Source organism: Prochlorococcus sp. MIT 1314, from assembly GCF_034093315.1.
In the GTDB taxonomy this organism is placed as follows: Bacteria; Cyanobacteriota; Cyanobacteriia; order PCC-6307; family Cyanobiaceae; genus Prochlorococcus_A; species Prochlorococcus_A marinus_Y.
Map to the genome: position 1 here is coordinate 27234 of NZ_CP139300.1, position 21805 is coordinate 49038.

Consider the following 21805-nt stretch of genomic DNA (forward strand, 5'->3'; position numbering starts at 1 on the left):
TTAAATTAATAAAAAAAAATTATGGCTAATATCTTTCAAGTTCCTCAACCAGGTAATGATCTTTTAGAAAAAGCTGAACAAGTTCGTTTGGCATCAATAAAAATAAGTCAGACTGAAAATCAGAATAGAATTAAAGCCTTAAATTCTATGGCCGATTATCTTCAGAAAAATACTAAAGAAATTTTAGAGGCTAATAGTGAGGATTATAAAAAGGCTGAAAATAAAGGGATTTCAAAGGCTTTACTCTCTAGATTAAAGTTATCAAGAGAAAAATTAAATGCAGGAATATATGGGGTAAGAAAAGTCGGAGACTTGGCTGACCCTGTAAATCAAGTTCAAATAAAAAGAGAGCTTTCTAAAGGACTGATCCTAGAAAGAAAAACTGTGCCTATAGGAGTTATTGGGGTTATTTTTGAATCAAGACCTGATGCTGTTATGCAGATTAGTTCTTTAGCAATAAGATCAGGTAATGGAGTAATGCTAAAGGGTGGTAGTGAAGCTAATTTAACAAACACGGCAATAGTCAATGCCTTGCAACAGGGGTTATATGAATCAGGTCTTGATGAAAATGCAATATGCTTACTTACAAGTAGAAAAGATAGTATGTCTATGTTAAATCTCGAGAACTGTATAAATTTAATAATTCCAAGAGGAAGTAATGAATTAGTTAAATTTATTCAAGAGAATACAAGAATTCCTGTGCTAGGTCATGCTGATGGAATTTGTCACCTGTTTATAGATAAAGAGGCAAATCTTGAGATGGCTTTATCAGTCGCTCTAGATAGTAAAATTCAATATCCTGCAGCATGTAATGCTATTGAAACTTTATTAGTTCATAAAGATATTGCATCAGTTTTTCTTGAGAAGGCGATACCTTTATTTAATTCTAATGATGTTAAGTTAATCGGAGATAAAAGATCTGTTGAATTAGGTTTAAAGTATGAGGCTACTCTAGAAGATTGGCAAACTGAATATTTGGATTTAACCTTATCGATAAAAATTGTTAACGATCTTGATGAGGCAATCACTCATATTCAAAAATTCAGTTCAAAACACACAGATGGAATAATTACTGAAAATTTAAGTAATGCCGAAAAATTTATGAATATAGTTGATAGTGCAGGTGTTTTTCATAATTGCTCAACAAGGTTTGCTGATGGGTTTAGATATGGATTTGGAGCTGAAGTTGGGATATCTACTCAAACTCTTCCACCAAGAGGACCTGTAGGACTAGAAGGTTTGGTAACTTATAAATATTTCTTAAAAGGCGATGGGAATATAGTTGATGATTTCTCATCTGGTAAGGCTATCTATACACATAAAGATCTTCAAAACTTTTAAGATGGAAACGTTTTTAAAAATTGAGAATATTAAACTGTGGGCTCGGGTTGGTGTTCTTGATGAAGAAAGGAAATTAGGACAATTATTTAGTTTGGATATATTTTTGTGGACTGATTTTGAAAAGTGTACCTTAAATGATGATATAAAAAAGACAGTTGACTATTCAAAATTAGTTCAAGTTTTAAAAGATCAATCAAAGAAAATATATTGTTTTACAATCGAAAAATACTCAAAAGCAATTTTAGAAATCATTGATCAGGAATTTAAGCTTTCTAAAATTAAAATTATTTTGACAAAATGCAATCCTCCAATCACTGGTTTTGATGGGAAAGTGTCAATCGTAAGAATTCTTGAAAATAATTAAAAGTTTTGGCAAAAAGAAATCCTATTATATTGATTCATGGTCTTTGGAATACTGCAAGTATTTTTTCCTTTATCACTTCAAAACTTGATGATATTGGAATTGAATATTTCGCTCCAACTCTTAAGCACTCATATGGAATGACTTCAATTATTGATTTAACTTATATGCTAAACGAATTAATTTTAGATAAATATGGTTTAGAAAAAGAAATAGATGTTTTGGGATTCTCTATGGGCGGAATAATTGGTAGGTATTGGATTCAAAAATTTAACGGTTATAAAAGGACGAGAAGATTTATATCTATTGGATCACCTCACAAAGGAACATTGATGGCGCAGTTAGTACCTAAATACCCTTTTAGAGGAATATCAGAAATGAAAATAAATAGTAAGTTCTTGAAAGAAATTGCAAAAAATGATTTTTTTCTTGATGATGTCGATTGTATAAGTTTCTTTACTTACTGGGATTTAATGGTTTTCCCTGGATGGTGGACCAATTTGAGTTTAGGAGAAAAAATATCAGTGAAAGTATATAAACATAGAAATTTAGTAAGAGATAACTTCTCTGTTGAGAAAATAATTGAGAAAATTATAATGTAGCTCCAGAAAGCCCTAGATGTCTTATTAAGGAATCTGTTTTTGGTTCCCTTCCCCTAAATAGTTTGAATATTTCTAATGGAGATAAGCTTCCTCCTAAACTAAGTATTGTGTCTTTAAATTTTTTTCCTATTAACTTTAAATTTTCTGTATTTTCCAGATCAGCTTCCTCGAACATTGAAAAAGCATCAGCACTTAGAACCTCAGCCCATTTGTAGGAGTAATATCCTGCAGAATACCCTCCTGCGAATATATGACTAAAGCAACAAAGAAATTGGTCTTCTTGGATTGGATAAATTACAGTTGTCTGTTCTGCAATTTCTCTTCTAATGGCGTCTGCGGATTTCCCTTTGTTTTTATCAATATTGCTGTGTAATCTTAGATCTGTAATTGCAAAATGTAATTGTCTAAGTGTAGCCATGCCGCAATTAAAAGTTCTATTCTTTAGTAGTTTTTCGAAATTCTCTTCGGATAATTTTTCTCCCGTTTTATAATGTTTAGCTATATTTAAAAGTGTATTTTTATGGAAACACCAGTTTTCCATAAATTGACTTGGAAGTTCGACTGCATCCCATTCTACATTGTTGATACCTGCTGCTTGCGGGAGATTTACAGTAGTAAGCATATGTTGAAGACCATGCCCAAATTCATGGAAAAGTGTCTGAACTTCATCAAAACTCATCAAACTAGGTTTATCTTTTGATGGTGGGGTCTGATTACAAACAAGATAAGCAACTGGGAGAGTATTCTTCCCTACATTACTTTTATTCAAACATTCATCCATCCAAGCCCCTCCTCTCTTTGTCTCCGGTCGAGAATATGGATCGAGGTAAAAAGATGCTATTCTTTGATTTCCTTTATCAAGGATATTAAAAAATAAAACGTCATCATTCCACAAAGGTGCATCATTAGTTGCTTCAACTACTTTAATTTGAAATAGCTTCTCGCTTAGTTTAAATAAACCTTTCAAAACATCATTTAGTGGGAACCAGGGTCGCAAAGACTCTTGATCTAAATTAAGCTTTTCCTTCCTAAGAAGTTCAGACCAATAACTTATATCCCATGGCTCGATATTCTGGGATTGAGGCACCCCATTGGCTTTAGAAAAATTATCGAGGGTTTCTAATTCAATTTTTGCTGTTTTAAATGCTGGTTCTCTTAATTCCTCTAAAAGGTTTTCAACATTTTTAATTTCTTTCGCCATTTTTGTTGATAAACTTAATTCTGCCCAACTTTTATAACCAAGAAGATTAGCCTGTTTGGTTCTTAGAGATAATATCTCTTCGATTATTAGAGAATTATTTTTTTCTCCTTCAGAAGCTCTACCCACGTATGCCTTATATAGTTTTTCTCTAAGATTACGGTCGTTAGCATATGTCATAAACGATGTATAACTTGGAATATCGAGACTTAATTTCCAAGGACCATTTTTAACATTAACTTCGCCATCTTTCTTTAAGTGATTGTGAGCGGATATTGCCATTAATTCAAGCACTCGCTCAGGAAGACCATCAACTTCAGATTTTTTATTTAGAATTAAGAACCATTTGTTAGTAGCATCAAGAACATTATTACTAAAGTCTGTCGATAACTTTCCAAGTTTTTCTGAAATTTTGTTAAATTCTTCCTGATCCTTTATTTTTAGTGAAATTCCTCGATGTTGCATATCAAGAATTTCTTTATCTAAAATTCTGGTTTTTATTTGATCAAAGTTATTCGTCTCTTTAAGCTTGACTAAAGAATTGTAAATTATTTTACTTTGTCCAAATTTGTTACTCAAGCTAATAATTTTGGGGAGAAATTTTGAATAAATATCTCTCATACTTTCAGAGTTTTTTACTGCATTTAGATGACTTATTACTCCCCAACTCCATCTGAGCACTTCATTAACTTCATTTAATGGATTAATAACTAAATCCCAATTCAAATCATTTTGATTTAAATAAATAGATAAATTTTTCTCTATTTTTTCAAAATCTTTGGCAATTTTTTCTATCACTACTGGAAATTGTTTATTGATACTCTCTGGAGTGAATTTCTTAAATTCCGGTAATTTCCCAAATTGAAAAATTGAAGTTTCCATTTATTAAAGAAAATTTAAGTTAACTGATATTTGAAATTAGCCCTACCAATTTAGCTAAAGTTAGCTGCTGACTGAGAGCATTGGTTGAAGCTTCATATAAATTTATGGCAACTTTTGGCCAGAAACCTATCACTAAAGTAGGCAATAATAAACTGAACCCAATTGTCAATTCTCTACCATTCATTTCTTTAACAGTCGCTAGCGCAGGAATTCTAGGACCAAAAAACACTCTTCTACACATCGATAGTAGATATATTGGTGTTAATACTAGACCGATAGCTGCGATAAGAATTGTAATTGATCTAAAGATTGAGCTGAACCCTTCTTGACTAGTGATACCTAGGAATACAGTTATTTCACTAATAAAACCGCTCATCCCCGGTAATGCTAGGGAAGCTAATGAACTTGCCAAGAAAAAAGCAAAAGTTATTGGCAGGACCTTTGCTAATCCGCCCATATTTGGAATTGAAAGAGTATTTGTTCTTTCATAGAATGAACCTGTAACGAAAAACATTGCCGCTGCAATAAGCCCGTGACTTATCATCTGGAGCATTGCTCCGCTAATCCCTAAAGAATCTACCGCTCCAATTCCCAAGAGAACAAAGCCCATATGACTTACTGAGCTACATGCAATTCTTCTTTTGACATTATCCTGTGCAAATGCATTTAGTGCTCCGTAAATTATATTAATTATTCCAAGAATAATTAAAGCAGGCGCAATTTGCATATGGACTTCAGGTAATATTTGAACGTTGAATCTTAAGAGTGCGTAGCCTCCCATTTTTAAAAGTATCCCTGCAAGTAACATTGATACAGGAGCATTAGCCTCTCCATGCGCATCTGGAAGCCATGTATGTAATGGAAAGATAGGTAGTTTTACTCCAAAACCTATTAAAAAGCCAAGATAAGATAGTAATGCAAGGCTACCCGCTACATGTTTATTGGTTAAGTCTGTAATATTTAAAGTAAAAGTATCACCACTCAAGGCAAGTGCTAAACCACTTATGAGTATTAGTAAAGAAGCTAAAGCAGTATAAAGAATAAATTTAGTAGCAGCATATAATTTCTTTTCCCCTCCCCAAATAGCAATAAGAAGATATACCGGAACCAACTCAAGTTCCCAAGCCAAGAAAAATAAAAGGAAATCTTGAGAAAGAAAAACTAATGACTGAGCTGATGCTTGGATCAATAAAAGAGCAAAATATAAATTAGATTTTTTCTTTATTTTCCAACTTGCTGCCGCTGATAAAAATGTAATTAACCCACTCAAAGCTAGTAAAGGAGCAGATAACCCATCTACACCAAGAGACCACTCTAGGCCTATCGAGGGTAACCAAGTAGCTCTTTCCACAAGTTGCAAGGAGCTTATCGTAGTATCAAATTTTTGTAAAAGTACTCCAATTATCAGTAAAAAATCTATAAATAAAAAACTTAATGAAATATTTCTAGGGAATGTATTATCTTCCCCTTCCTTCGAACTCAAGAAAGGCATTATTAATGCCCCTATTAAAGGTAGTAAAACAATAGATGATAGCCAAGGGAAAGATTCTAAATTCATTTTGTAATGAATGATTTTTTTATTCTAGTTGAAGTTGTACTAGCTTGAGACTATAACATTAAAGATGCCTAAGTAAAACTACTTATCAGAGACTGTGCTGAATTGACTGCCTGTTGTTTGAAGGTTTAAAAATGGAGCTCTACTTGCAACGCCTAATTTCTCCCAGGCTTTTACCATGGCTTGACTAACGATTCTACCATTTTCCTTTTTACACAAGGCTAATATACTTGGCCCAGCCCCACTAATTGCGCAGCCTAAAGCACCTGCTTCTAGTGCAGCATCTTTAACTTCCAGCCCACCTTTAATAAGTTTCCATCGGTATGGTTCATGTAGCTTATCAAACATTCCCTCTTTTATTAATTCGTCATTTCCTGCTTTTAATCCATTTAGCAACAAAGTAAGTGCCCCCATGTTTGTAACGGCATCAGATATAGGCACATTTTTTGGCATTGCTTTCCTTGCTTCACTTGTGCTTAAACGAATGGCAGGTATTGCTACAACAGCTTTAATGGAATTGTGCCAATCACATCTTATTATTCTCCATCTTTGAGAAGAAGACCGGGCCGTCAAGCAAAGCCCCCCCAAGAGAGAAGGAACTACATTATCAGGATGACCTTCAATATCAATGGCAAGTTCTAGGAGTTTTTCTTTCGAAAGTGGGGAGTTCATTATTGCATTTGCTCCGATTAGGCCAGCAACTATTGCTGTAGCACTACTTCCAAGACCGCGTGCTGGTGGTACGGCTAACTTAACTCTTGCTTCTAGTGCAAAAGGATCCATATTTGCACTCTCCCATACTTTCTGAGCCGCTCTAAAAACCAAGTTTTCTGGTCCCCCTCTTAGGTGATTACCATCTGTACTTTCCATTATTAAATCAAACCTATCTCCACCACCTTCAATTCTTGTAAAAATAAATTCATTATTTAAATCTAAAGCTGCACCAAGACAGTCAAATCCAGGCCCCAAATTAGCAGTTGTTGAAGGTACTGTTACTCTTATTTTTTTACCTACTTCAGGAATAGACATTTTTTGTTACTAAGTTTTTAAAAGCATTTTTGCTCTGCAGGCTGCACTAAATAGTCCAAAATCTTCATCTAAAATTACTTTCAGAGGTATTGCTTTAAGAATATCTTTTAATCTTCCTTTATCAAAAAAATGTTTCATAAATAAATTTGATTTAAAATTTTTGAAATGTTTTGGAGCGGTCCCGCCAGAAATCCATAACCCGCCAAGGCATAATTCTTGAAGAGCAACATCTCCCAATAAAGAGGCATAAGCGCCTAACCATATCCTCTCAACTTCAATCATTAGCTGATCCCCTTCTCTCGAAAGATTGCAAATTATTTCAGGTAGTTCTTTTCTTGCAGCATCATTTTTTTTAATTTCTTTTAGATATTTTTGTAGAGGATGGTTTTGGGCATCAGGTTTGCTTAGTCTCCATTCTGCAATTCTTGATAAACCATTACCGCTAACAATTCTTTCACAAGATATTCTCTCAACTTTTAGGTGATTCTTAAGCCAAATTTTTAATTCCCATTCTAATTTTGACTTTGGAGAGTATTCAACATGACCACCTTCACTAGCTAAAACTTTTACCTTTTTTCCTGATATTATGCCTCTTGCAATGCCCAAACCAGTCCCTGCGCCAACAATGGCATGCAAATCATTATTGAAATCTTCAGAATGCGTTCCATTTTGGATAGTAGAATATTGATTTTTTTTTAAATAAGGTAATCCATAGATTTGAACTGCGAAATCATTTATTAGCTCGCAGCTTTTAAAATTAAATTTGTTCTGTAATTCATTTCCAGAAATATTCCATGACAAGTTGATGATTTTTGCGTTGTTGTTAGATAAAGGACCAGCTACGGCGAAACATGCAGATGAAGGATAAGTAATATTTTTGCATTCATTTTTGAGAAAATCTTCCAGTATTAAATCAAAAGAAATCCATTCGGAAGATATATATTTCTTTTTGAAAATCAACTTAGGCGAATTATCATTTATTAGTTTTTCGAATATTCCCAAAAGAACCTTTGTACCCCCTAAATCACAAGCAAGAAAATTCATATTTGAGAAGTTATTCTGTTCTCCCTTTTTTTTCTATTAATTCATCCATTAATTTGTAAAGACTAGGTAATTTGAAAATTCCTAAATTTCTTCCGTCCAAGGCTCTTAAGGCAACCGAATCAATTTCTTCTTCTTTATCCCCAACAACTGCAATCAAAGGAACTCTCCCGAGAGTTGCTTCCCTTATTTTATATCCTATTTTTTCATTCCTAATATCAACTTTTGATCGGTAACCATTATTATTTATTAATTCATTAAACTTTAAACACTTTTCAATATTTCTATCGGTAATGCTCAATAAAATTATTTGATAAGGAGCAAGCCAAATTGGGAATTTTGCCTCATATTGTTCAATTAGGATTCCGATAAATCTCTCAAAGGATCCTAAAATTGCTCTGTGAAGCATAACTGGATTTCTTTTTTCATTATTAATATCCACATAAGTTGCATCCAATCTGATAGGCATTGAAAAATCAACCTGAATAGTACCGCATTGCCAGACTCTATTAAGACAATCTTTTAATGAGAATTCTATTTTTGGACCATAAAAAGCCCCTTCCCCAGGTTGTAGTTCCCATTTTAGATTCTTATTATCGAGAGCTTTGGTAAGAGCCTCTTCTGATTTATTCCAAATCTCTTCACTACCTACCCTTTTTTCAGGACGAGTTGATAATTTGATAATGATTTCATCAAAACCAAAAGTTTTATAAACCTCGAAAACAAGATCGATAAAAGTAGATACTTCTTCTTGAATTTGCTCTTCTGTACAGAATATATGTGCATCATCTTGAGTAAAGTTTCTTACTCTCATTAAGCCGTGTAGTGCACCAGAGGGCTCATTTCTGTGACAAGAACCAAATTCAGCAAGACGAATAGGTAAATCCTTATAACTTTTTAAACCTTGATTAAATACTTGAATATGGCATGGACAATTCATTGGTTTAATTGCATATGTTCTATTTTCTGATGCGGTAGTGAACATATCGTCTCTAAATTTTTCCCAATGACCGGATTTTTCCCAAAGAGATTTATCAACAGCTTGTGGGGTTTTAATTTCTAAATAATCATTTTTTTTTAGTATCTCTCTGATGTATTTTTCCAGTACCTGGTAAATTGTCCATCCATTTGGATGCCAAAAAATCATACCTGGAGATTCTTCTTGAATGTGAAATAGTGAATGTTTTTTTCCAAGTTTTCGATGATCTCTTTTTTCCGCCTCTTCAATTCTTTTTAAGTAGTCATTTAGTTCTTTTTCTTTAGCCCATGCAGTTCCATATATTCTCTGTAATGATTCATTCTCACTATTACCTCTCCAATATGAACCGGATAACTTAAGTAACTTAAAGTGTCTCAAATGTCTTGTGTTGGGTACGTGAGGCCCTCTACACATGTCAATATATTCTTCGTGCTTGTATAAATTTATGAGACCTTCTTGAGGAATTTCTTCAATTATACGTAATTTAAAAGTCTCATCTCTTTCTTTAAAAGTTTTAATTGCTTCTTCTTTAGAAACCTGTAAAATCTCAACGTCATAATTTGTTTTTATTAGTTTGTTAATTCTATCTTCAATTTTTATTAAATCTTCAGGAGTAAAGCTGTATTCAGAAAAAATATCGTAATAAAAGCCATCTTCAATTACAGGCCCAATTGCCATTTTAATATTAGGGTAGATTTGTTTAACTGCATGACCAATAAGGTGAGCGAAGGAATGTCTTATTATTTCAATTCCTTCTTTATCTTTTGATGTGATGATTACAACTTTGGAATCTTTATTTATAGGAATAGTTGCATCAAGAAGGATGTCATTTACTTTTCCCGCAATTGTTGCTTTAGCTAATCCCGCGCCTATACTTTGTGCAATTTCTAAAATAGTTACAGATTTTTCGAAAACCTTTTTTGAGCCATCTGGCAAGGTAATTATTGGCATAATTTATTTCTCCATTTCAAAGAATCCCAATTTTGATTTAACTCTTTTTAAAGTTTTATTTGCTAAATCTTCAGCTTTTTCTTTCCCGTCATAAAGGATTTTATTTAATTGATAGGGATCATTTATTAATGATTTATATTTTTCTTGAATAGGTTCAAGTGATTCTATAAGTTGTTCAGTAATTAATTTTTTAAATGTTCCCCATCCAGTTTCGGAGAATTCATTTTCACATTGAGAAATTTCTTTGCCTGATAATATTGAATAAATCATTAAAAGATTTTTAGATTCTGGCCTTTCAGGGTTGTTAAATTCTATTCCAATATAACTGTCACTTTTTGCTCTTTTTATTTTTCTCGTGATTATTTCAGGAGCATCTAATAAGTTAATACGACTACCTTCATTAGGGTCACTTTTGCTCATCTTTTTTGAACCATCAATTAAACTCATTATTTTTGATCCATTCTTCATAATTATTGGCTTGGGGATTTTTAAAATATTTTTATCCTTACTAAATTTGGCATTAATTCTTTGTTGTGCAATATCTCTGGCAAGTTCAAGATGTTGTTTTTGATCTTCCCCCACTGGTACGAAGTCAGCATCATATAGAAGGATGTCTGCAGCCATCAGTATTGGATAGTCAAATAATCCAATAGATACATTATTGCCCTGTTGTATGGATTTTTCTTTAAATTGGATCATTCTTTCCATCCAATTTATTGGGGTCATGCAATTTAATATCCAACATAGTTCTGAATGTGCAGAAATCTGACTTTGGACAAAAATCGAGCATATTTCAGGATCTATCCCACAAGCAACGTACAAAGCAGCGGTAGAAAGAGTATTTTTTGATAATTCTTTGGGATTATATGCTGCAGTTATTGCGTGCAAATCAACTACACAAAGAAATGTTTCATATTGCTCTTGAAGTGTTACCCAATTATTAATTGCCCCAAGCCAATTGCCTATATGTAAATCACCAGTTGGTTGAACTCCTGAAAGAATCCTTTTTTTATTTACCATCCTCTTCTACTTCACTAGATTGGATATCTTCATTTGTTTTGCTTTTAACAGGTCTTGCAAAAGGGTCAGGAGTTTTTTTTGTCTGTTCTTCATAGGGATTTCGTGTTTGTCTATTCGAAGAAGAGTTTTTGTTGTTTTTTGCATATTCTGTTATTGATTCTATGAATTTTTCATCTTTGATCATTTCGCTAAGTGTTCTAACTGAGAAACCAAGAACTGCGACAGTAGATCTCAGTTGAAAGGTTTCTTGTATTGATTTAACCGCTCTCATTTCGTTATCACTTAATCTTATTCTAAATCCACCTCCATCTCTTCTTCCTCCAGATCTATCTCTTATATTAAATCTTTCATTATTAGAACGATTTCTGTAATTTTCTTGTTCAGAATTATTGCTGAAATTTGAATTAGACATCTTAATGTTTCTTGATTTGTTTAAATAGTCTATTAATTTAGCATCTACTTATGCAAAAAGTCTCTTTAAAAGCCTTAAATTTTTATCTATTAATTAACGAGTTATGTAATTTTGCTTTTCTCATTCCAAACTTGCACTAATATATAATAAGAGAAATCTAAGTATTGTGCCTGATATTACTAAAGAGAATCTTTTAAAGGATTTAATAAAGTTTCCTAAGAAAAATATCTTTATAATTTTACTTTTACTAGGCTTTGGAGAATGGATTGCAAGTGATGTAATACATTTAACAGGTGGATCAATAGGATTTTTTATTTTATGCTTTGGAGGATATTTTTTCCTTAAGAATGACCAACCAAAATTTAATGAGCCAAAGGACTTAGATGGCTGGGTAAATCTCTGTAATGAAGATTTAAACTTCTATGAGGAACTTGAGGAGAATAATAATTTAGAAAAACAAAATCTCAAAAGACAACAATCCCTTGACTCGATACTTAATAGATTTGCAAAAGAGAAAATTTGTTTTATTGGGAAGAAAGATTATGACTCAACTCAATCTTTATTTAGAGATTTTTTCAAAGAAGATAAGTTTGATTTTAATTTTATTGAAAAACTACCAAAATATAATTCTTCGGAGATTGTTCCTGATAACGTAATAAATACTGATGCTATTTTATATTTTCTAAGTTTCCCTTTATCTGCCAATGATTTTTTATGGTTAGAAAAGCTTCCTAAGGATATGCCCATTTGGTTAGTAGCCGAGTCTTCAAATGGATTTGAATCTCAAAATGAAATAGATGAATTGAGGGATCAAATTTCAGGAGAATTTATAAATAGAATAATTAGAGTTAATACAAATAAAAATGAATTAACTCATATCCCTTTTTCTTTAAGAAAGTTTTTTCTAAGTTCAAGTAAAAATATAGAAAATACAAAGAAAAGGCTTTTGAAGCAATTGCATACTAAATGGCAGTCTGAGATTGAGGGAATAAGAAGAACACAATTGAAAGTTTTACAGAGGAAGAATCAAATTCTTGTTGCCACAACTGTTTTCTTGTCACCACTTCCTTCAATAGATGTGTTGTCTATGACAGTGTTAAATTCTCTAATGATTAAAGAGATAAAATCAATATGGGGATGTAACTGGTCTCCAGAAATCTTGGATAAAGTATCAAAACAAATAATAAAGACTGCAATAGCTCAGGGAGTAATTGAATGGAGTGGTCAGACTTTAATTGGATTAACAAAATTGCATGGGCCAAACTGGTTGTTGTCAGGAACTTATCAGGCAATAAGTGCAGCATATTTAACAAGAGTCGTATCTAGTTCCTTAGCGGATTTTATGGCTATAACAAAAGGGGTATCAGAGCCTGACTTGGAATTTATAAAAGAAAACTCTGAAAAAATTGTTGAAAAAGCTTTCGAAAAAGAGAAAATAAATTGGCAATCTTTAATATCTGATTTAAAAAATCCTTTAATTAGGCTCAGATATAGTTCATAATCTTTGGAAGTATTAAAATAATGTCTAAAAAGTTTTTGCTTTTAATTTTTGGATGTTTATTTTGCTTCTTTTCAATTACTGGATGTAAGAGAATTTCAACTAAAAATGAAACTAAAAAAGAGTTGATTTTAGCAAGCTTTACTGTTTTGGCAGATATAATTCAAAACATTGCTAACAATGATGACTTCGAAGTTAAATCAATCACTAAACCAGGAATAGAAGTTCATGGTTATAAACCAACTCCAAGCGACCTAATAAATGCCTCTGAAGCATTTGTTTTTATTGATAATGGATTTGGATTTGAAATATGGTCAGAAAAATTTGTTTCTAATTTGAAAATCCAAAGAAAAACTATTGCAGATGATTTACAACCCATATTTATAACCGAAGACTCTTACAAAGGGAAACCAAATCCCCATGCTTGGATTTCACCAAAAAGAGGAATCCTTTATGTAGATATTATTGTAAAATCTTTATCAGAATTGAGACCCTCCCAAAAGGGATTATTTGAAAAAAATGGAGAAACTTATAAACAAAAACTCTCTAAAATTGATCAAGATTTCTCACTTTTTATTAATAACTTAGAAAAAGATAAAAGGTATCTAGTAAGTTGTGAAGGAGCATTTTCTTATCTCGCTAATGATTATGGGTTAAATGAAGTTTACTTATGGCCAGTTAATGCCGAGAGTCAAATTACTCCAAAAAGGATGGCTAGGACAATATCCTTAGTCAAGAAGAAAAATGTCCCAGCTGTATTTTGTGAAAGTACTGTAAGTAATGAATCTCAAATGGTTGTTGTAAATGAAACTGGAACTAAATTTGGAGGAAATCTTTATGTTGATTCGTTGTCAAGTGATAATGGCCCAGCTAATTCTTACTTGGAAATGCTGAAACATAATTTGGAAATTATTAAAAGAGGTCTTGAATAAAATATGGAAAAACCTAATTATCAAAACTATAGGATTGATGCAGAAAATATATGTGTAGACTACAATGGAAAAGTTGCATTATATGATGCCAACTTAAGATTAAAGCCTGGCCAAATTTGTGGATTGGTAGGAATGAATGGTGCAGGGAAAACAACCTTTTTCAATGCATTGACTGGTTTTGTTAACATTTCTAAGGGAAAAATAAGAATAAACGGAGAGTCTTTGAGGTCTGCTCAGAAAGATCAGACAATAGCTTATGTTCCTCAAAGTGAAGGAATTGATAGTCAATTCCCTGTAAATGTTTGGGATGTTGTAATGATGGGAAGATATGGTTCGATGAATGTTCTCAGGTGTCCAAGAGAGTCTGATGTTCAGGCTGTTAAAGATGCTATTGAAAGGGTTGACCTGACTGCTTTTTTATCTACACCAATTGGGAATTTGTCTGGAGGTCAAAGGAAAAGAACTTTTTTAGCCAGAGCAATTGCACAAAGAGCTTCAATATTATTGCTAGATGAACCCTTTACGGGTGTTGATATAAGAACTGAGAAACTAATTTCAGAATTATTTATTCAGTTTAAAAATGAGGGTAAAACAATTTTATTATCTACTCATGATATGATTCATGTTCGCGAATTTTGTGATTTGGTACTTTTAATAAACAAAACAGTTGTTGCATATGGTGAGACGTCTGAGGTGTTTACACCTGAAAATATAACAAGTACCTTTGGTGGAATCTCACTTGACGTTTTGTTTGGGCCTGAGTCATAAAAAAAATATTTATGGAGCCCAGTTTATTCTCTAGTATAAATAATTTCGTAACTGATCCTTTAACTCATGAGTTTATGAGAAAAGCTCTATTTATGAGCTCTTTAGTGGCCGCTGTTTGTGGCTTTTTATCTAGTTATTTAACTCTCAAAGGTTGGGCTTTAATGGGGGATGCGGTATCTCACTCTGTAATGCCTGGAGTTGTCGTGGCTTATGCTTTAGGACTCCCATTCTCATTAGGTGCATTTATATTCGGCGTAGGTTCTGTAGCACTTATAGGATTTGTTAAACAAAAATCGAGAGTTAAGGAAGATACAGTTATTGGATTAGTCTTTACAGGCTTTTTTGCCCTTGGAATAGTTTTGGTTTCTAAGATTAAAAGTAATATTGATCTCCACTCTATTCTTTTTGGAAGTCCATTAGGCATATCACTTTCTGATGTGAAGCAAACGGTATTGATTTCTTTGTTGGTAGTAATACTTTTATCCGTTTTCAGGAAAGATTTAATGCTTTACTGTTTTGATCCTAGACATGCAAAAACTGTTGGAATTAATGTCCTTTTCCTACATTATTTGCTTCTAACATGCTTATCTTTGGCTGCCGTGGTTGGGTTACAGACGGTTGGAATAATATTGGTAGTAGCAATGTTGATTACTCCAGGGGCTACTGCATACTTACTTACTGATCAATTTGATAATATGACTATTATTTCAGTATTAAGCGCCATTATCTCAAGTGTAATAGGTATCTATTGTAGTTTTTGGTTCGATCTTGAAACCGGAGGTTCTATAGTATTAGCCCAAACTTTGATATTTTTATTTGCTTTTTTATTCGCTCCAAGATATGGAATATTTAAGTTTAAAAAATTCTTTTCTAATTACAAATAATCATGGTTAAAGAAAGTAGAAATAAAAATTGGTATTGGTGGCCTTTATTTCCTTTATATCCCTATGGGCAAAAGAAAACGTTTTTAAAAGAATTAATTCCTGATCAAATATGGTCTTTGGAACAAATACAGGGTCTTTATTATGTTGCGGTTCCAATAAGAATGACGGTAATAAAGGTTGATAATGGTTTAATGCTATTAAATCCCTTACCTCCGACGAAAGAATTAATAGATGAGTTAGAAACATTAATTGCGATTCACGGTAAAGTAAAAACAATAGTTCTTCCAAGTGCTTCTGGACTAGAACATAAGATAGGACTTCCTGCTCTTTCAAGAATTTTTAAAGATGCAGACATTTGGCTGTGTCCTGGAAATTGGAGTTTTCCTATAAACCTTCCACTAGATTTTTTAGGAATTCCATCAAAAAGAACCAGAATACTTTTTGAGGAAGGTACTCCATATAAAGATGCCTTTAAATGGTCTTCATTGGGACCTCTGAATTTAGGCCTTGGAAGATATCAGGAGATAAGCTGTTTTCATTATTCAACGAAAACTCTTCATGTAACGGATGCAATAGTTGGGATAGACTCCACTCCTCCTGAGATATTTGATTTTGATCCAACTCCACTGCTTTTTCACTCAAGAGAGAGAGGAGATGAACCTTTGATTGACTCCATTGAACAAAGAAAAAAAGGGTGGAAAAGATTAGTCTTATTTTCATCTTTTTTGAAACCAGGGAAATTAAACATTCCCCCTCTAAAAGAAATTTTTCGGAATTCATTCAAAAAAGATCTCCGAAATTGGAGATCACATTTTGGTATTTATCCTTTTTTATGGGATGAAGATTGGGAAGCATCTCTTGTTGAAATTATGGGGAACGATATTCCAAAGATTCAAATAGCACCAGTATTACAAAAATTAATTTTTCCGCGTTCAAAAGAGGTTTTAATTAAGTGGTTAGAAAACATCAAGACTTTTAAAGATATGGAATATTTAATTCCAGCCCATTACACTGCACCCATAAAATTTACAATAGAGGATTGTCAAGAATTAATTAATGAAATTAATTCCCAAAAATGGGACAAATTACCAGAGGATAATAAGTTTCTGATGAGTTTATATAAAAAGTTGTTTGAAATAGGAATAATTCCTCAAGAAGTTAATCTTTAAAATTAATTATTCGTCAATAGACATGTTCTCATCATTTTTAAGAGTTTGTTCCAGCTCTTTTCGTTGCTCCATTTGTCTTAAGAAATATCCAGTCATCATTGCCGAAGATAATAAATTAGCAATGTTTTCTTTTGAAGATGTTATTTTTACATCAAATTGATCAGAAGGGAGCATTCCAAGAAGACCTTGAACATTATGCCTAATAATTTCTTGAATATCTTCACTAGCTGATTTTGCTACTCTTTGCAAAACTTCCGGCGACTGTTTTTGTAAATATTGGATTAAATCATTATCATCATTTGGATCATTATTTTCAGTAGCAAGAAATTCTGGATTAAACATTTCTACAACTTCAAGATATAAAAACCCTACAACATTACGTACCCATTAATCTAAATTATTAAGGACAGGGAACCGAATAGGTCCCATTTTATTAAAAGGCCAGTATCTAAATATTGCTTTACCAATTATCTTGTCGTAGGGTAAAAATCCCCAAATATGTGAGTCCATACTATTATTTCTATTATCTCCCATCACCCATAATGACTCTTCTGGAACAATAAAAGGACCTATGGAATAATTAATATTCTTGTCAAAAAAGTAGTTATCTTGAGCGATATCATTTAAGTAAAGGTTGCCTTCTCTTACTTCTACCTTGTCCCCGGGTATTCCAACTACTCTTTTTATTAATGCAGTATCTGATTTATAACCAGCATTAATTAATTGCTCCGGAACATTAAAAACAACTATTTCATTTTTTAATTTTGAAAGATTTGTTTTGGATGTAATTTTAGGAGTTACTTTCTCAATAAGAATTTTGTCTTGTATTTGAAGAGTGGGAAGCATTGAACCGGATGGAATCCATCTTGGCTCTATGACCTGCCATCGTATAATTAAAGCAATAGATATCCAAATTAAAAGATTTTTTAAATCCTTTATTATTGCATTTCTTTTTTCTTTACTTGCGGACATGTTTTATTCAATTCAGTTATAAGGAAAAATCCCAAGGCATTTATATAAATTATGACATCATCTATTGAATGCAAAAATTTTCTTAGAAGTTTACAACTTTTAAATCTTCTTATAAAAATAGGAGTTCAAAATTTAATACTATGTCCCGGTAGTAGATCAGCACCTCTGGCAATAGCCGCTGGAGAATTAAATAAATTAGGATTGATAAATATATTTAATTCAATAGATGAGAGATCTGCAGGATTCCACTCTCTTGGGATTTCTACTGCATCTGGTCATCTTTCTTTGGTTATTACCACTTCTGGAACGGCCGTAAGTAATTTATTGCCCGCAGCAGTTGAGGCTGATCGATCTTGTAAAGGTATTATATTTATCACAGCTGACAGACCCTTAAGGTTAAAAGATTGCGGTGCTAATCAAACAGTAAATCAAGAGGATTTTTTAAGTCCAGCCTGCAGAAAAGTTTTAAGTACAAACCCTAATGGACTCCATAAAACAGAAGATAATGAAATTTTAGATTTGGTGCGAATTATTGAGGAACAAATATCAAACTTCCCTGGCCCTATCCATTTAAATATTCCTATCGACAAGCCTCTAGATATTTCTTTTTTTAATAAAAGAAATGTTTTGGAAGTTTTTGAGAAAATTTATTTAAAGAAAAAATATGTCTTTCAAAAAGTTGAAATAGAGTCTTATGAAAACAAATTCTTAGAAATTTCTAAAATTTTAAATTTAGAAGAATCAGGCATTATTTTGGTAGGTCCATACCAAGGTTCCATAAATGACTTATTTTCTTTTAATAAATCTTTAGAAAAATTACAAGAAATTACTGGTTGGCCAGTTTTTTCAGATCCTATTTCAGGAGTTTATTCTGGCTTGAGAGGATTAGTTGTGAATTGGGAATTGGTCTTAAGAAAAAATAAGAATTTCATCAATTGCCATCAACTTTTGAGGCTTGGTCCAATGTCATCTTCAATTGATTTGGAGAAGTTTTTAACAACCTTTGAAGGGGTACAAATTCTTATCAAAGAAAATAACCATAGAAAATTGGACCCTATAAAAAAATCATTTGAATATGATTTTGGATTAACAAAATTTGTTAATCATTTTTTAGCAGAATTATCAATTAACCAAAAAAACAAAAAGTCTCTAACTCCTTTAGCTCTTGATCTAATAACGGCAGGACAGCAAATTAAGAAAATTTTAAAAGAGAAAATCTCTAATAATGATCAAATTACCGAGTATAAGCTTGCAAATCTTGTACCAAACATATGGCCAGCTGAAAATCCTATTATGCTCTCTGCGAGTAGCCCAATTAGAGATTGGCTTACATTCTCTGAGAATGGTACTTTAACGAGAAATTGTTTTAGCTTCAGGGGAGCATCTGGAATAGACGGTACTTTATCTCTTGCATTAGGCATTTCTAGAATTAAAAGTCCCCTTCTTCTTGTCACAGGAGATTTGGCTTTTCTTCATGATATAAATGGATGGCTTGTTGAAAATTCAATCGACTTAAATTTAACAATCCTTCTTATAAACAATATGGGTGGAAATATATTTAATCATATTTATAAAAATAATCTAAAAGAAGATGAATTTAAAAAACTATTTCTTATGCCTAAAGAAATAAACTGGTCAAAACTCGCAGAAAGCTATAAAGTAAACCTTAAAACCGTTACAAATTTTAAAAAATTACGAGAGACATTCGAATGGAGCATTTCTATCAGGAAATCTGTAATAATTAAAGTTGATGTTGATCCGGAAAATGAAATTATTGAAAGAAATGCCCTGCTAGAAAAAATAATTGGCAGTTAAATTTTATTATTTTCTATTTTTGAATAATTTAGGATTCATGAAAGTCTTACCTGGGAAAACAACTTTAAATTGGTCACAATGTAATTCTTATGAGGATATATTGTTTCATAAATCAGATGAGGGAATTGCGAGAATTGCAATTAATCGCCCTGAAAAAAGAAATGCATTTAGGCCACAAACTATAGATGAACTTATTAGTGCATTTAATATCGTAAGAAATGATGAAACTATAGGAGTAGTTCTTTTTACAGGGGCAGGACCTGATAAAAAAGGTATTTATTCTTTTTGCTCAGGAGGTGATCAGAGTGTTAGAGGCGAAAATGGATATGCAAATGATGAGGGAAAGCAGAGATTAAATGTACTTGAACTTCAAAGATTAATAAGAACTTTGCCTAAGGTGGTTATCGCCTTAGTTCCTGGTTTCGCAATAGGAGGAGGACAGGTTCTTCATTTAATTTGTGATCTCAGTATCGCTTCAGAAAATGCAATTTTTGGTCAAACAGGTCCAAGAGTTGGCAGTTTTGATGCCGGATTTGGATCTAGTTATTTGGCAAGACTTGTTGGTCAGAGAAAGGCGAAAGAAATTTGGTTTTTATGTAGAAAATATAATTCTAAGGAGGCTCTTGAGATGGGCCTGATAAATGCAATTACAAAGATTGAAGAATTAGAAGCTGAGGGTGTAATCTGGGCAAGAGAGATTTTACGAAATAGTCCAACAGCTATTCGTATTCTTAAAGCTTCATTTAATGCCGAGAATGATGGGATTGCGGGTATTCAAGAATTATCTGGATACACAACTCAATTATTTTATTCGACTAAAGAAGCTCAAGAAGGTAGAGATGCCTTTCTTGAAAAACGTTCACCTGATTTTTCTGACTATAAGTGGACTCCCTAGTTTATTTATTCAAAAAGACTTTTTAAATAATTATCAATGAGAATTCTTCTTGCCGCTGCCGAATGTGCTCCAATGATCAAAGTTGGAGGAATGGGAGATGTGGTTGGTTCGTTACCTCCATCTTTGATCAAACTTGGTCACGATGTAAGGGTAATAATTCCAGGCTATGGTAAGTTGTGGAGTCTTTTAGAGGTATCTAATGAACCAGTCTTCAGAGCAAATACTATGGAGACTGATTTCGCTGTTTATGAAGCCAAACATCCAATACATAATTATGTGATTTACCTAGTTGGTCATCCAACATTCGACTCTGACCAAATATATGGAGGTGAGAATGAGGATTGGCGCTTTACTTTTTTTGCTAGTGCTACTGCAGAATTTGCCTGGAATTGTTGGAAACCTCAAGTTCTTCATTGCCATGATTGGCATACTGGGATGATTCCAGTTTGGATGCATCAGGACCCTGAAATTAGTACTGTTTTCACAATTCATAATTTAAAATATCAAGGACCCTGGAGATGGAAACTAGAAAAAATGACTTGGTGTCCTTGGTATATGCACGGAGACCACACAATGGCAGCAGCTATGTTGTACGCAGATAGAGTAAATGCTGTTTCTCCAACTTATGCTGATGAAATTAAAACCCATGAATATGGGGAAAGCCTTGAAGGATTACTTAATTACATATCAGGTAAATTACGAGGTATTCTTAATGGTATAGATCTAGATGAATGGAATCCCGCCAAAGATCCAGTTTTGCCCGCAAAATTTAGTTTTAACAATTTAGAAAAGAGGAGAGAAAATAAGAAAATACTTCAGCGAGAAATGGGCCTTGAAGTTAATCCTAAGAAATATCTTTTAGGTATGGTTAGTAGGTTGGTTGATCAAAAAGGAGTTGATTTACTTCTACAAGTTTCAAGAAGACTTTTAGCCTATACAGATTCGCAAATAGCTGTTTTAGGAACTGGAGATAGATATTTAGAGTCAGGATTATGGCAATTAGCATTAGATTACCCGGGAAGATTTTCAGTATTTCTTACCTATGATGATTCTTTGTCAAGGCTTATATATGGCGGCTCTGATGCATTCTTGATGCCAAGTAGATTCGAACCTTGTGGTATTAGTCAACTTCTTGCTATGAGGTATGGTTCTATCCCAATAGTAAGGCGAGTTGGAGGTTTAGTAGATACGGTTTTACCTCATGACCCAGAAAATAATACTGGTACAGGTTTTTGCTTTGATCGCTTTGAGCCTATAGATTTCTATACTTCTTTAGTAAGATCTTGGGAGGCGTTCAGGCATAAAGATAGTTGGGAATTACTGCAAAAAAGAGCCATGAGAGAAGAGTTCAGTTGGCAAAGATCAGCTCTCGAATACGAAATTATGTATAAAGATGTTTGCGGAATAAAGGAACCATCACCAGACGTTGCTGAAGTTGAGAAATTTTCTTACGGACAATCCGCTGATCCATCTTTAAAAAAAGGGATGACTTAATATTTTA

General features: G+C 32.8%; 20 protein-coding genes. 11 read left to right on the forward strand and 9 right to left on the reverse strand.

Annotated features, from left to right (window positions below; all coding sequences use genetic code 11):
- Positions 1-21: 21 nt before the first annotated feature.
- Genes SOI86_RS00140 through SOI86_RS00150 form a run of 3 tightly spaced genes read left to right on the forward strand, consistent with a single transcriptional unit; the run spans position 22 to position 2304 of the window.
- Complete coding sequence (locus SOI86_RS00140; protein WP_320681621.1) at positions 22-1341, forward strand: glutamate-5-semialdehyde dehydrogenase; 1320 nt, start codon at positions 22-24, stop codon at positions 1339-1341.
- A gap of 1 nt (position 1342) precedes the next feature.
- Positions 1343-1705: a dihydroneopterin aldolase gene (gene folB, locus SOI86_RS00145; protein WP_320681622.1), complete on the forward strand. Its 363-nt coding sequence runs from the start codon at positions 1343-1345 to the stop codon at positions 1703-1705.
- 5 nt (positions 1706-1710) lie between these two features.
- Positions 1711-2304, forward strand: a complete 594-nt coding sequence (locus SOI86_RS00150; protein WP_320681623.1) for an esterase/lipase family protein — start codon at positions 1711-1713, stop codon at positions 2302-2304.
- Here SOI86_RS00150 and SOI86_RS00155 read toward each other — a convergent pair.
- The 7 genes from SOI86_RS00155 to SOI86_RS00185 all read right to left on the reverse strand — a co-directional run bounded on the left by SOI86_RS00155 (position 2294) and on the right by SOI86_RS00185 (position 11371).
- The gene (locus tag SOI86_RS00155) at positions 2294-4384 is read right to left on the reverse strand and encodes a M3 family metallopeptidase (RefSeq protein WP_320681624.1); all 2091 of its coding nucleotides are present in this window, start codon (positions 4382-4384) and stop codon (positions 2294-2296) included. The genes SOI86_RS00150 and SOI86_RS00155 overlap by 11 nt on opposite strands.
- Before the next feature lie 19 nt (positions 4385-4403).
- Complete coding sequence (locus tag SOI86_RS00160) at positions 4404-5942, reverse strand: NAD(P)H-quinone oxidoreductase subunit 4 (protein ID WP_320681625.1); 1539 nt, start codon at positions 5940-5942, stop codon at positions 4404-4406.
- A gap of 78 nt (positions 5943-6020) precedes the next feature.
- The gene (gene thrB, locus SOI86_RS00165; RefSeq protein ID WP_320681626.1) at positions 6021-6968 is read right to left on the reverse strand and encodes a homoserine kinase; all 948 of its coding nucleotides are present in this window, start codon (positions 6966-6968) and stop codon (positions 6021-6023) included.
- A 9-nt stretch (positions 6969-6977) separates the two neighbouring features.
- On the reverse strand, positions 6978-8012 hold the full coding sequence (locus SOI86_RS00170) for a glucokinase (protein ID WP_320681627.1): 1035 nt from the start codon (positions 8010-8012) through the stop codon (positions 6978-6980).
- 10 nt (positions 8013-8022) lie between these two features.
- The gene (thrS, locus tag SOI86_RS00175; protein WP_320681628.1) at positions 8023-9939 is read right to left on the reverse strand and encodes a threonine--tRNA ligase; all 1917 of its coding nucleotides are present in this window, start codon (positions 9937-9939) and stop codon (positions 8023-8025) included.
- A 3-nt stretch (positions 9940-9942) separates the two neighbouring features.
- A complete protein-coding gene (gene trpS, locus SOI86_RS00180; protein WP_320681629.1) occupies positions 9943-10959 on the reverse strand; it encodes a tryptophan--tRNA ligase in 1017 nt (338 codons plus the stop codon).
- On the reverse strand, positions 10949-11371 hold the full coding sequence (locus tag SOI86_RS00185; protein WP_320681630.1) for a hypothetical protein: 423 nt from the start codon (positions 11369-11371) through the stop codon (positions 10949-10951). The genes trpS and SOI86_RS00185 overlap by 11 nt, the downstream gene beginning before the upstream one ends.
- Positions 11372-11537: 166 nt before the next feature.
- Between SOI86_RS00185 and SOI86_RS00190 the strand changes: the two genes are divergently transcribed.
- From SOI86_RS00190 to SOI86_RS00210, 5 genes are read left to right on the forward strand one after another with little or no spacing between them, the layout of a single operon-like run.
- Positions 11538-12872, forward strand: coding sequence for a YcjF family protein (locus tag SOI86_RS00190; RefSeq protein WP_320681631.1), 1335 nt, complete (start codon positions 11538-11540; stop codon positions 12870-12872).
- Positions 12873-12892: 20 nt separating this feature from the next.
- Positions 12893-13801: a metal ABC transporter substrate-binding protein gene (locus tag SOI86_RS00195; protein WP_320681632.1), complete on the forward strand. Its 909-nt coding sequence runs from the start codon at positions 12893-12895 to the stop codon at positions 13799-13801.
- Between the two features lie 3 nt (positions 13802-13804).
- Complete coding sequence (locus SOI86_RS00200; RefSeq protein ID WP_320681633.1) at positions 13805-14569, forward strand: metal ABC transporter ATP-binding protein; 765 nt, start codon at positions 13805-13807, stop codon at positions 14567-14569.
- Positions 14570-14580: 11 nt separating this feature from the next.
- Positions 14581-15453 (forward strand): metal ABC transporter permease, encoded by an 873-nt coding sequence (locus tag SOI86_RS00205; protein WP_320681634.1) that lies wholly within the window; start codon positions 14581-14583, stop codon positions 15451-15453.
- 2 nt (positions 15454-15455) lie between these two features.
- Positions 15456-16622, forward strand: coding sequence for a DUF4336 domain-containing protein (locus SOI86_RS00210; RefSeq protein WP_320681635.1), 1167 nt, complete (start codon positions 15456-15458; stop codon positions 16620-16622).
- A 6-nt stretch (positions 16623-16628) separates the two neighbouring features.
- Here SOI86_RS00210 and SOI86_RS00215 read toward each other — a convergent pair whose 3' ends face one another.
- Positions 16629-16964, reverse strand: coding sequence for a DUF760 domain-containing protein (locus SOI86_RS00215; RefSeq protein ID WP_320681636.1), 336 nt, complete (start codon positions 16962-16964; stop codon positions 16629-16631).
- A gap of 45 nt (positions 16965-17009) precedes the next feature.
- Positions 17010-17594: a signal peptidase I gene (lepB, locus tag SOI86_RS00220; RefSeq protein ID WP_320681637.1), complete on the reverse strand. Its 585-nt coding sequence runs from the start codon at positions 17592-17594 to the stop codon at positions 17010-17012.
- A gap of 51 nt (positions 17595-17645) precedes the next feature.
- Between lepB and menD the strand changes: the two genes are divergently transcribed.
- The 3 genes from menD to glgA are packed head-to-tail and all read left to right on the forward strand — an operon-like array spanning position 17646 to position 21798.
- On the forward strand, positions 17646-19409 hold the full coding sequence (gene menD / locus SOI86_RS00225) for a 2-succinyl-5-enolpyruvyl-6-hydroxy-3-cyclohexene-1-carboxylic-acid synthase (RefSeq protein WP_320681638.1): 1764 nt from the start codon (positions 17646-17648) through the stop codon (positions 19407-19409).
- Between the two features lie 37 nt (positions 19410-19446).
- Positions 19447-20304 carry a 1,4-dihydroxy-2-naphthoyl-CoA synthase gene (menB, locus tag SOI86_RS00230; RefSeq protein ID WP_320681639.1) on the forward strand — a complete coding sequence of 286 codons (858 nt, stop codon included), beginning with the start codon at positions 19447-19449 and terminating at the stop codon, positions 20302-20304.
- 36 nt (positions 20305-20340) lie between these two features.
- Positions 20341-21798: a glycogen synthase GlgA gene (gene glgA / locus SOI86_RS00235; RefSeq protein WP_320681640.1), complete on the forward strand. Its 1458-nt coding sequence runs from the start codon at positions 20341-20343 to the stop codon at positions 21796-21798.
- Positions 21799-21805: the final 7 nt, after the last annotated feature.

Excerpts from the sequence above, each read along its gene's own strand:
- menD (WP_320681638.1), top strand. The coding sequence starts at position 17,646 with ATGACATCATCTATTGAATGCAAAAATTTTCTTAGAAGTTTACAACTT.
- SOI86_RS00160 (WP_320681625.1), bottom strand. The coding sequence starts at position 5,942 with ATGAATTTAGAATCTTTCCCTTGGCTATCATCTATTGTTTTACTACCT.
- SOI86_RS00195 (WP_320681632.1), top strand. The coding sequence starts at position 12,893 with ATGTCTAAAAAGTTTTTGCTTTTAATTTTTGGATGTTTATTTTGCTTC.
- SOI86_RS00205 (WP_320681634.1), top strand. The coding sequence starts at position 14,581 with ATGGAGCCCAGTTTATTCTCTAGTATAAATAATTTCGTAACTGATCCT.
- SOI86_RS00215 (WP_320681636.1), bottom strand. The coding sequence starts at position 16,964 with ATGTTTAATCCAGAATTTCTTGCTACTGAAAATAATGATCCAAATGAT.
- menB (WP_320681639.1), top strand. The coding sequence starts at position 19,447 with ATGAAAGTCTTACCTGGGAAAACAACTTTAAATTGGTCACAATGTAAT.
- SOI86_RS00210 (WP_320681635.1), top strand. The coding sequence starts at position 15,456 with ATGGTTAAAGAAAGTAGAAATAAAAATTGGTATTGGTGGCCTTTATTT.
- glgA (WP_320681640.1), top strand. The coding sequence starts at position 20,341 with ATGAGAATTCTTCTTGCCGCTGCCGAATGTGCTCCAATGATCAAAGTT.
- folB (WP_320681622.1), top strand. The coding sequence starts at position 1,343 with ATGGAAACGTTTTTAAAAATTGAGAATATTAAACTGTGGGCTCGGGTT.
- SOI86_RS00200 (WP_320681633.1), top strand. The coding sequence starts at position 13,805 with ATGGAAAAACCTAATTATCAAAACTATAGGATTGATGCAGAAAATATA.
- trpS (WP_320681629.1), bottom strand. The coding sequence starts at position 10,959 with ATGGTAAATAAAAAAAGGATTCTTTCAGGAGTTCAACCAACTGGTGAT.
- SOI86_RS00155 (WP_320681624.1), bottom strand. The coding sequence starts at position 4,384 with ATGGAAACTTCAATTTTTCAATTTGGGAAATTACCGGAATTTAAGAAA.
- thrS (WP_320681628.1), bottom strand. The coding sequence starts at position 9,939 with ATGCCAATAATTACCTTGCCAGATGGCTCAAAAAAGGTTTTCGAAAAA.
- thrB (WP_320681626.1), bottom strand. The coding sequence starts at position 6,968 with ATGTCTATTCCTGAAGTAGGTAAAAAAATAAGAGTAACAGTACCTTCA.
- lepB (WP_320681637.1), bottom strand. The coding sequence starts at position 17,594 with ATGTCCGCAAGTAAAGAAAAAAGAAATGCAATAATAAAGGATTTAAAA.
- SOI86_RS00170 (WP_320681627.1), bottom strand. The coding sequence starts at position 8,012 with ATGAATTTTCTTGCTTGTGATTTAGGGGGTACAAAGGTTCTTTTGGGA.
- SOI86_RS00185 (WP_320681630.1), bottom strand. The coding sequence starts at position 11,371 with ATGTCTAATTCAAATTTCAGCAATAATTCTGAACAAGAAAATTACAGA.
- SOI86_RS00140 (WP_320681621.1), top strand. The coding sequence starts at position 22 with ATGGCTAATATCTTTCAAGTTCCTCAACCAGGTAATGATCTTTTAGAA.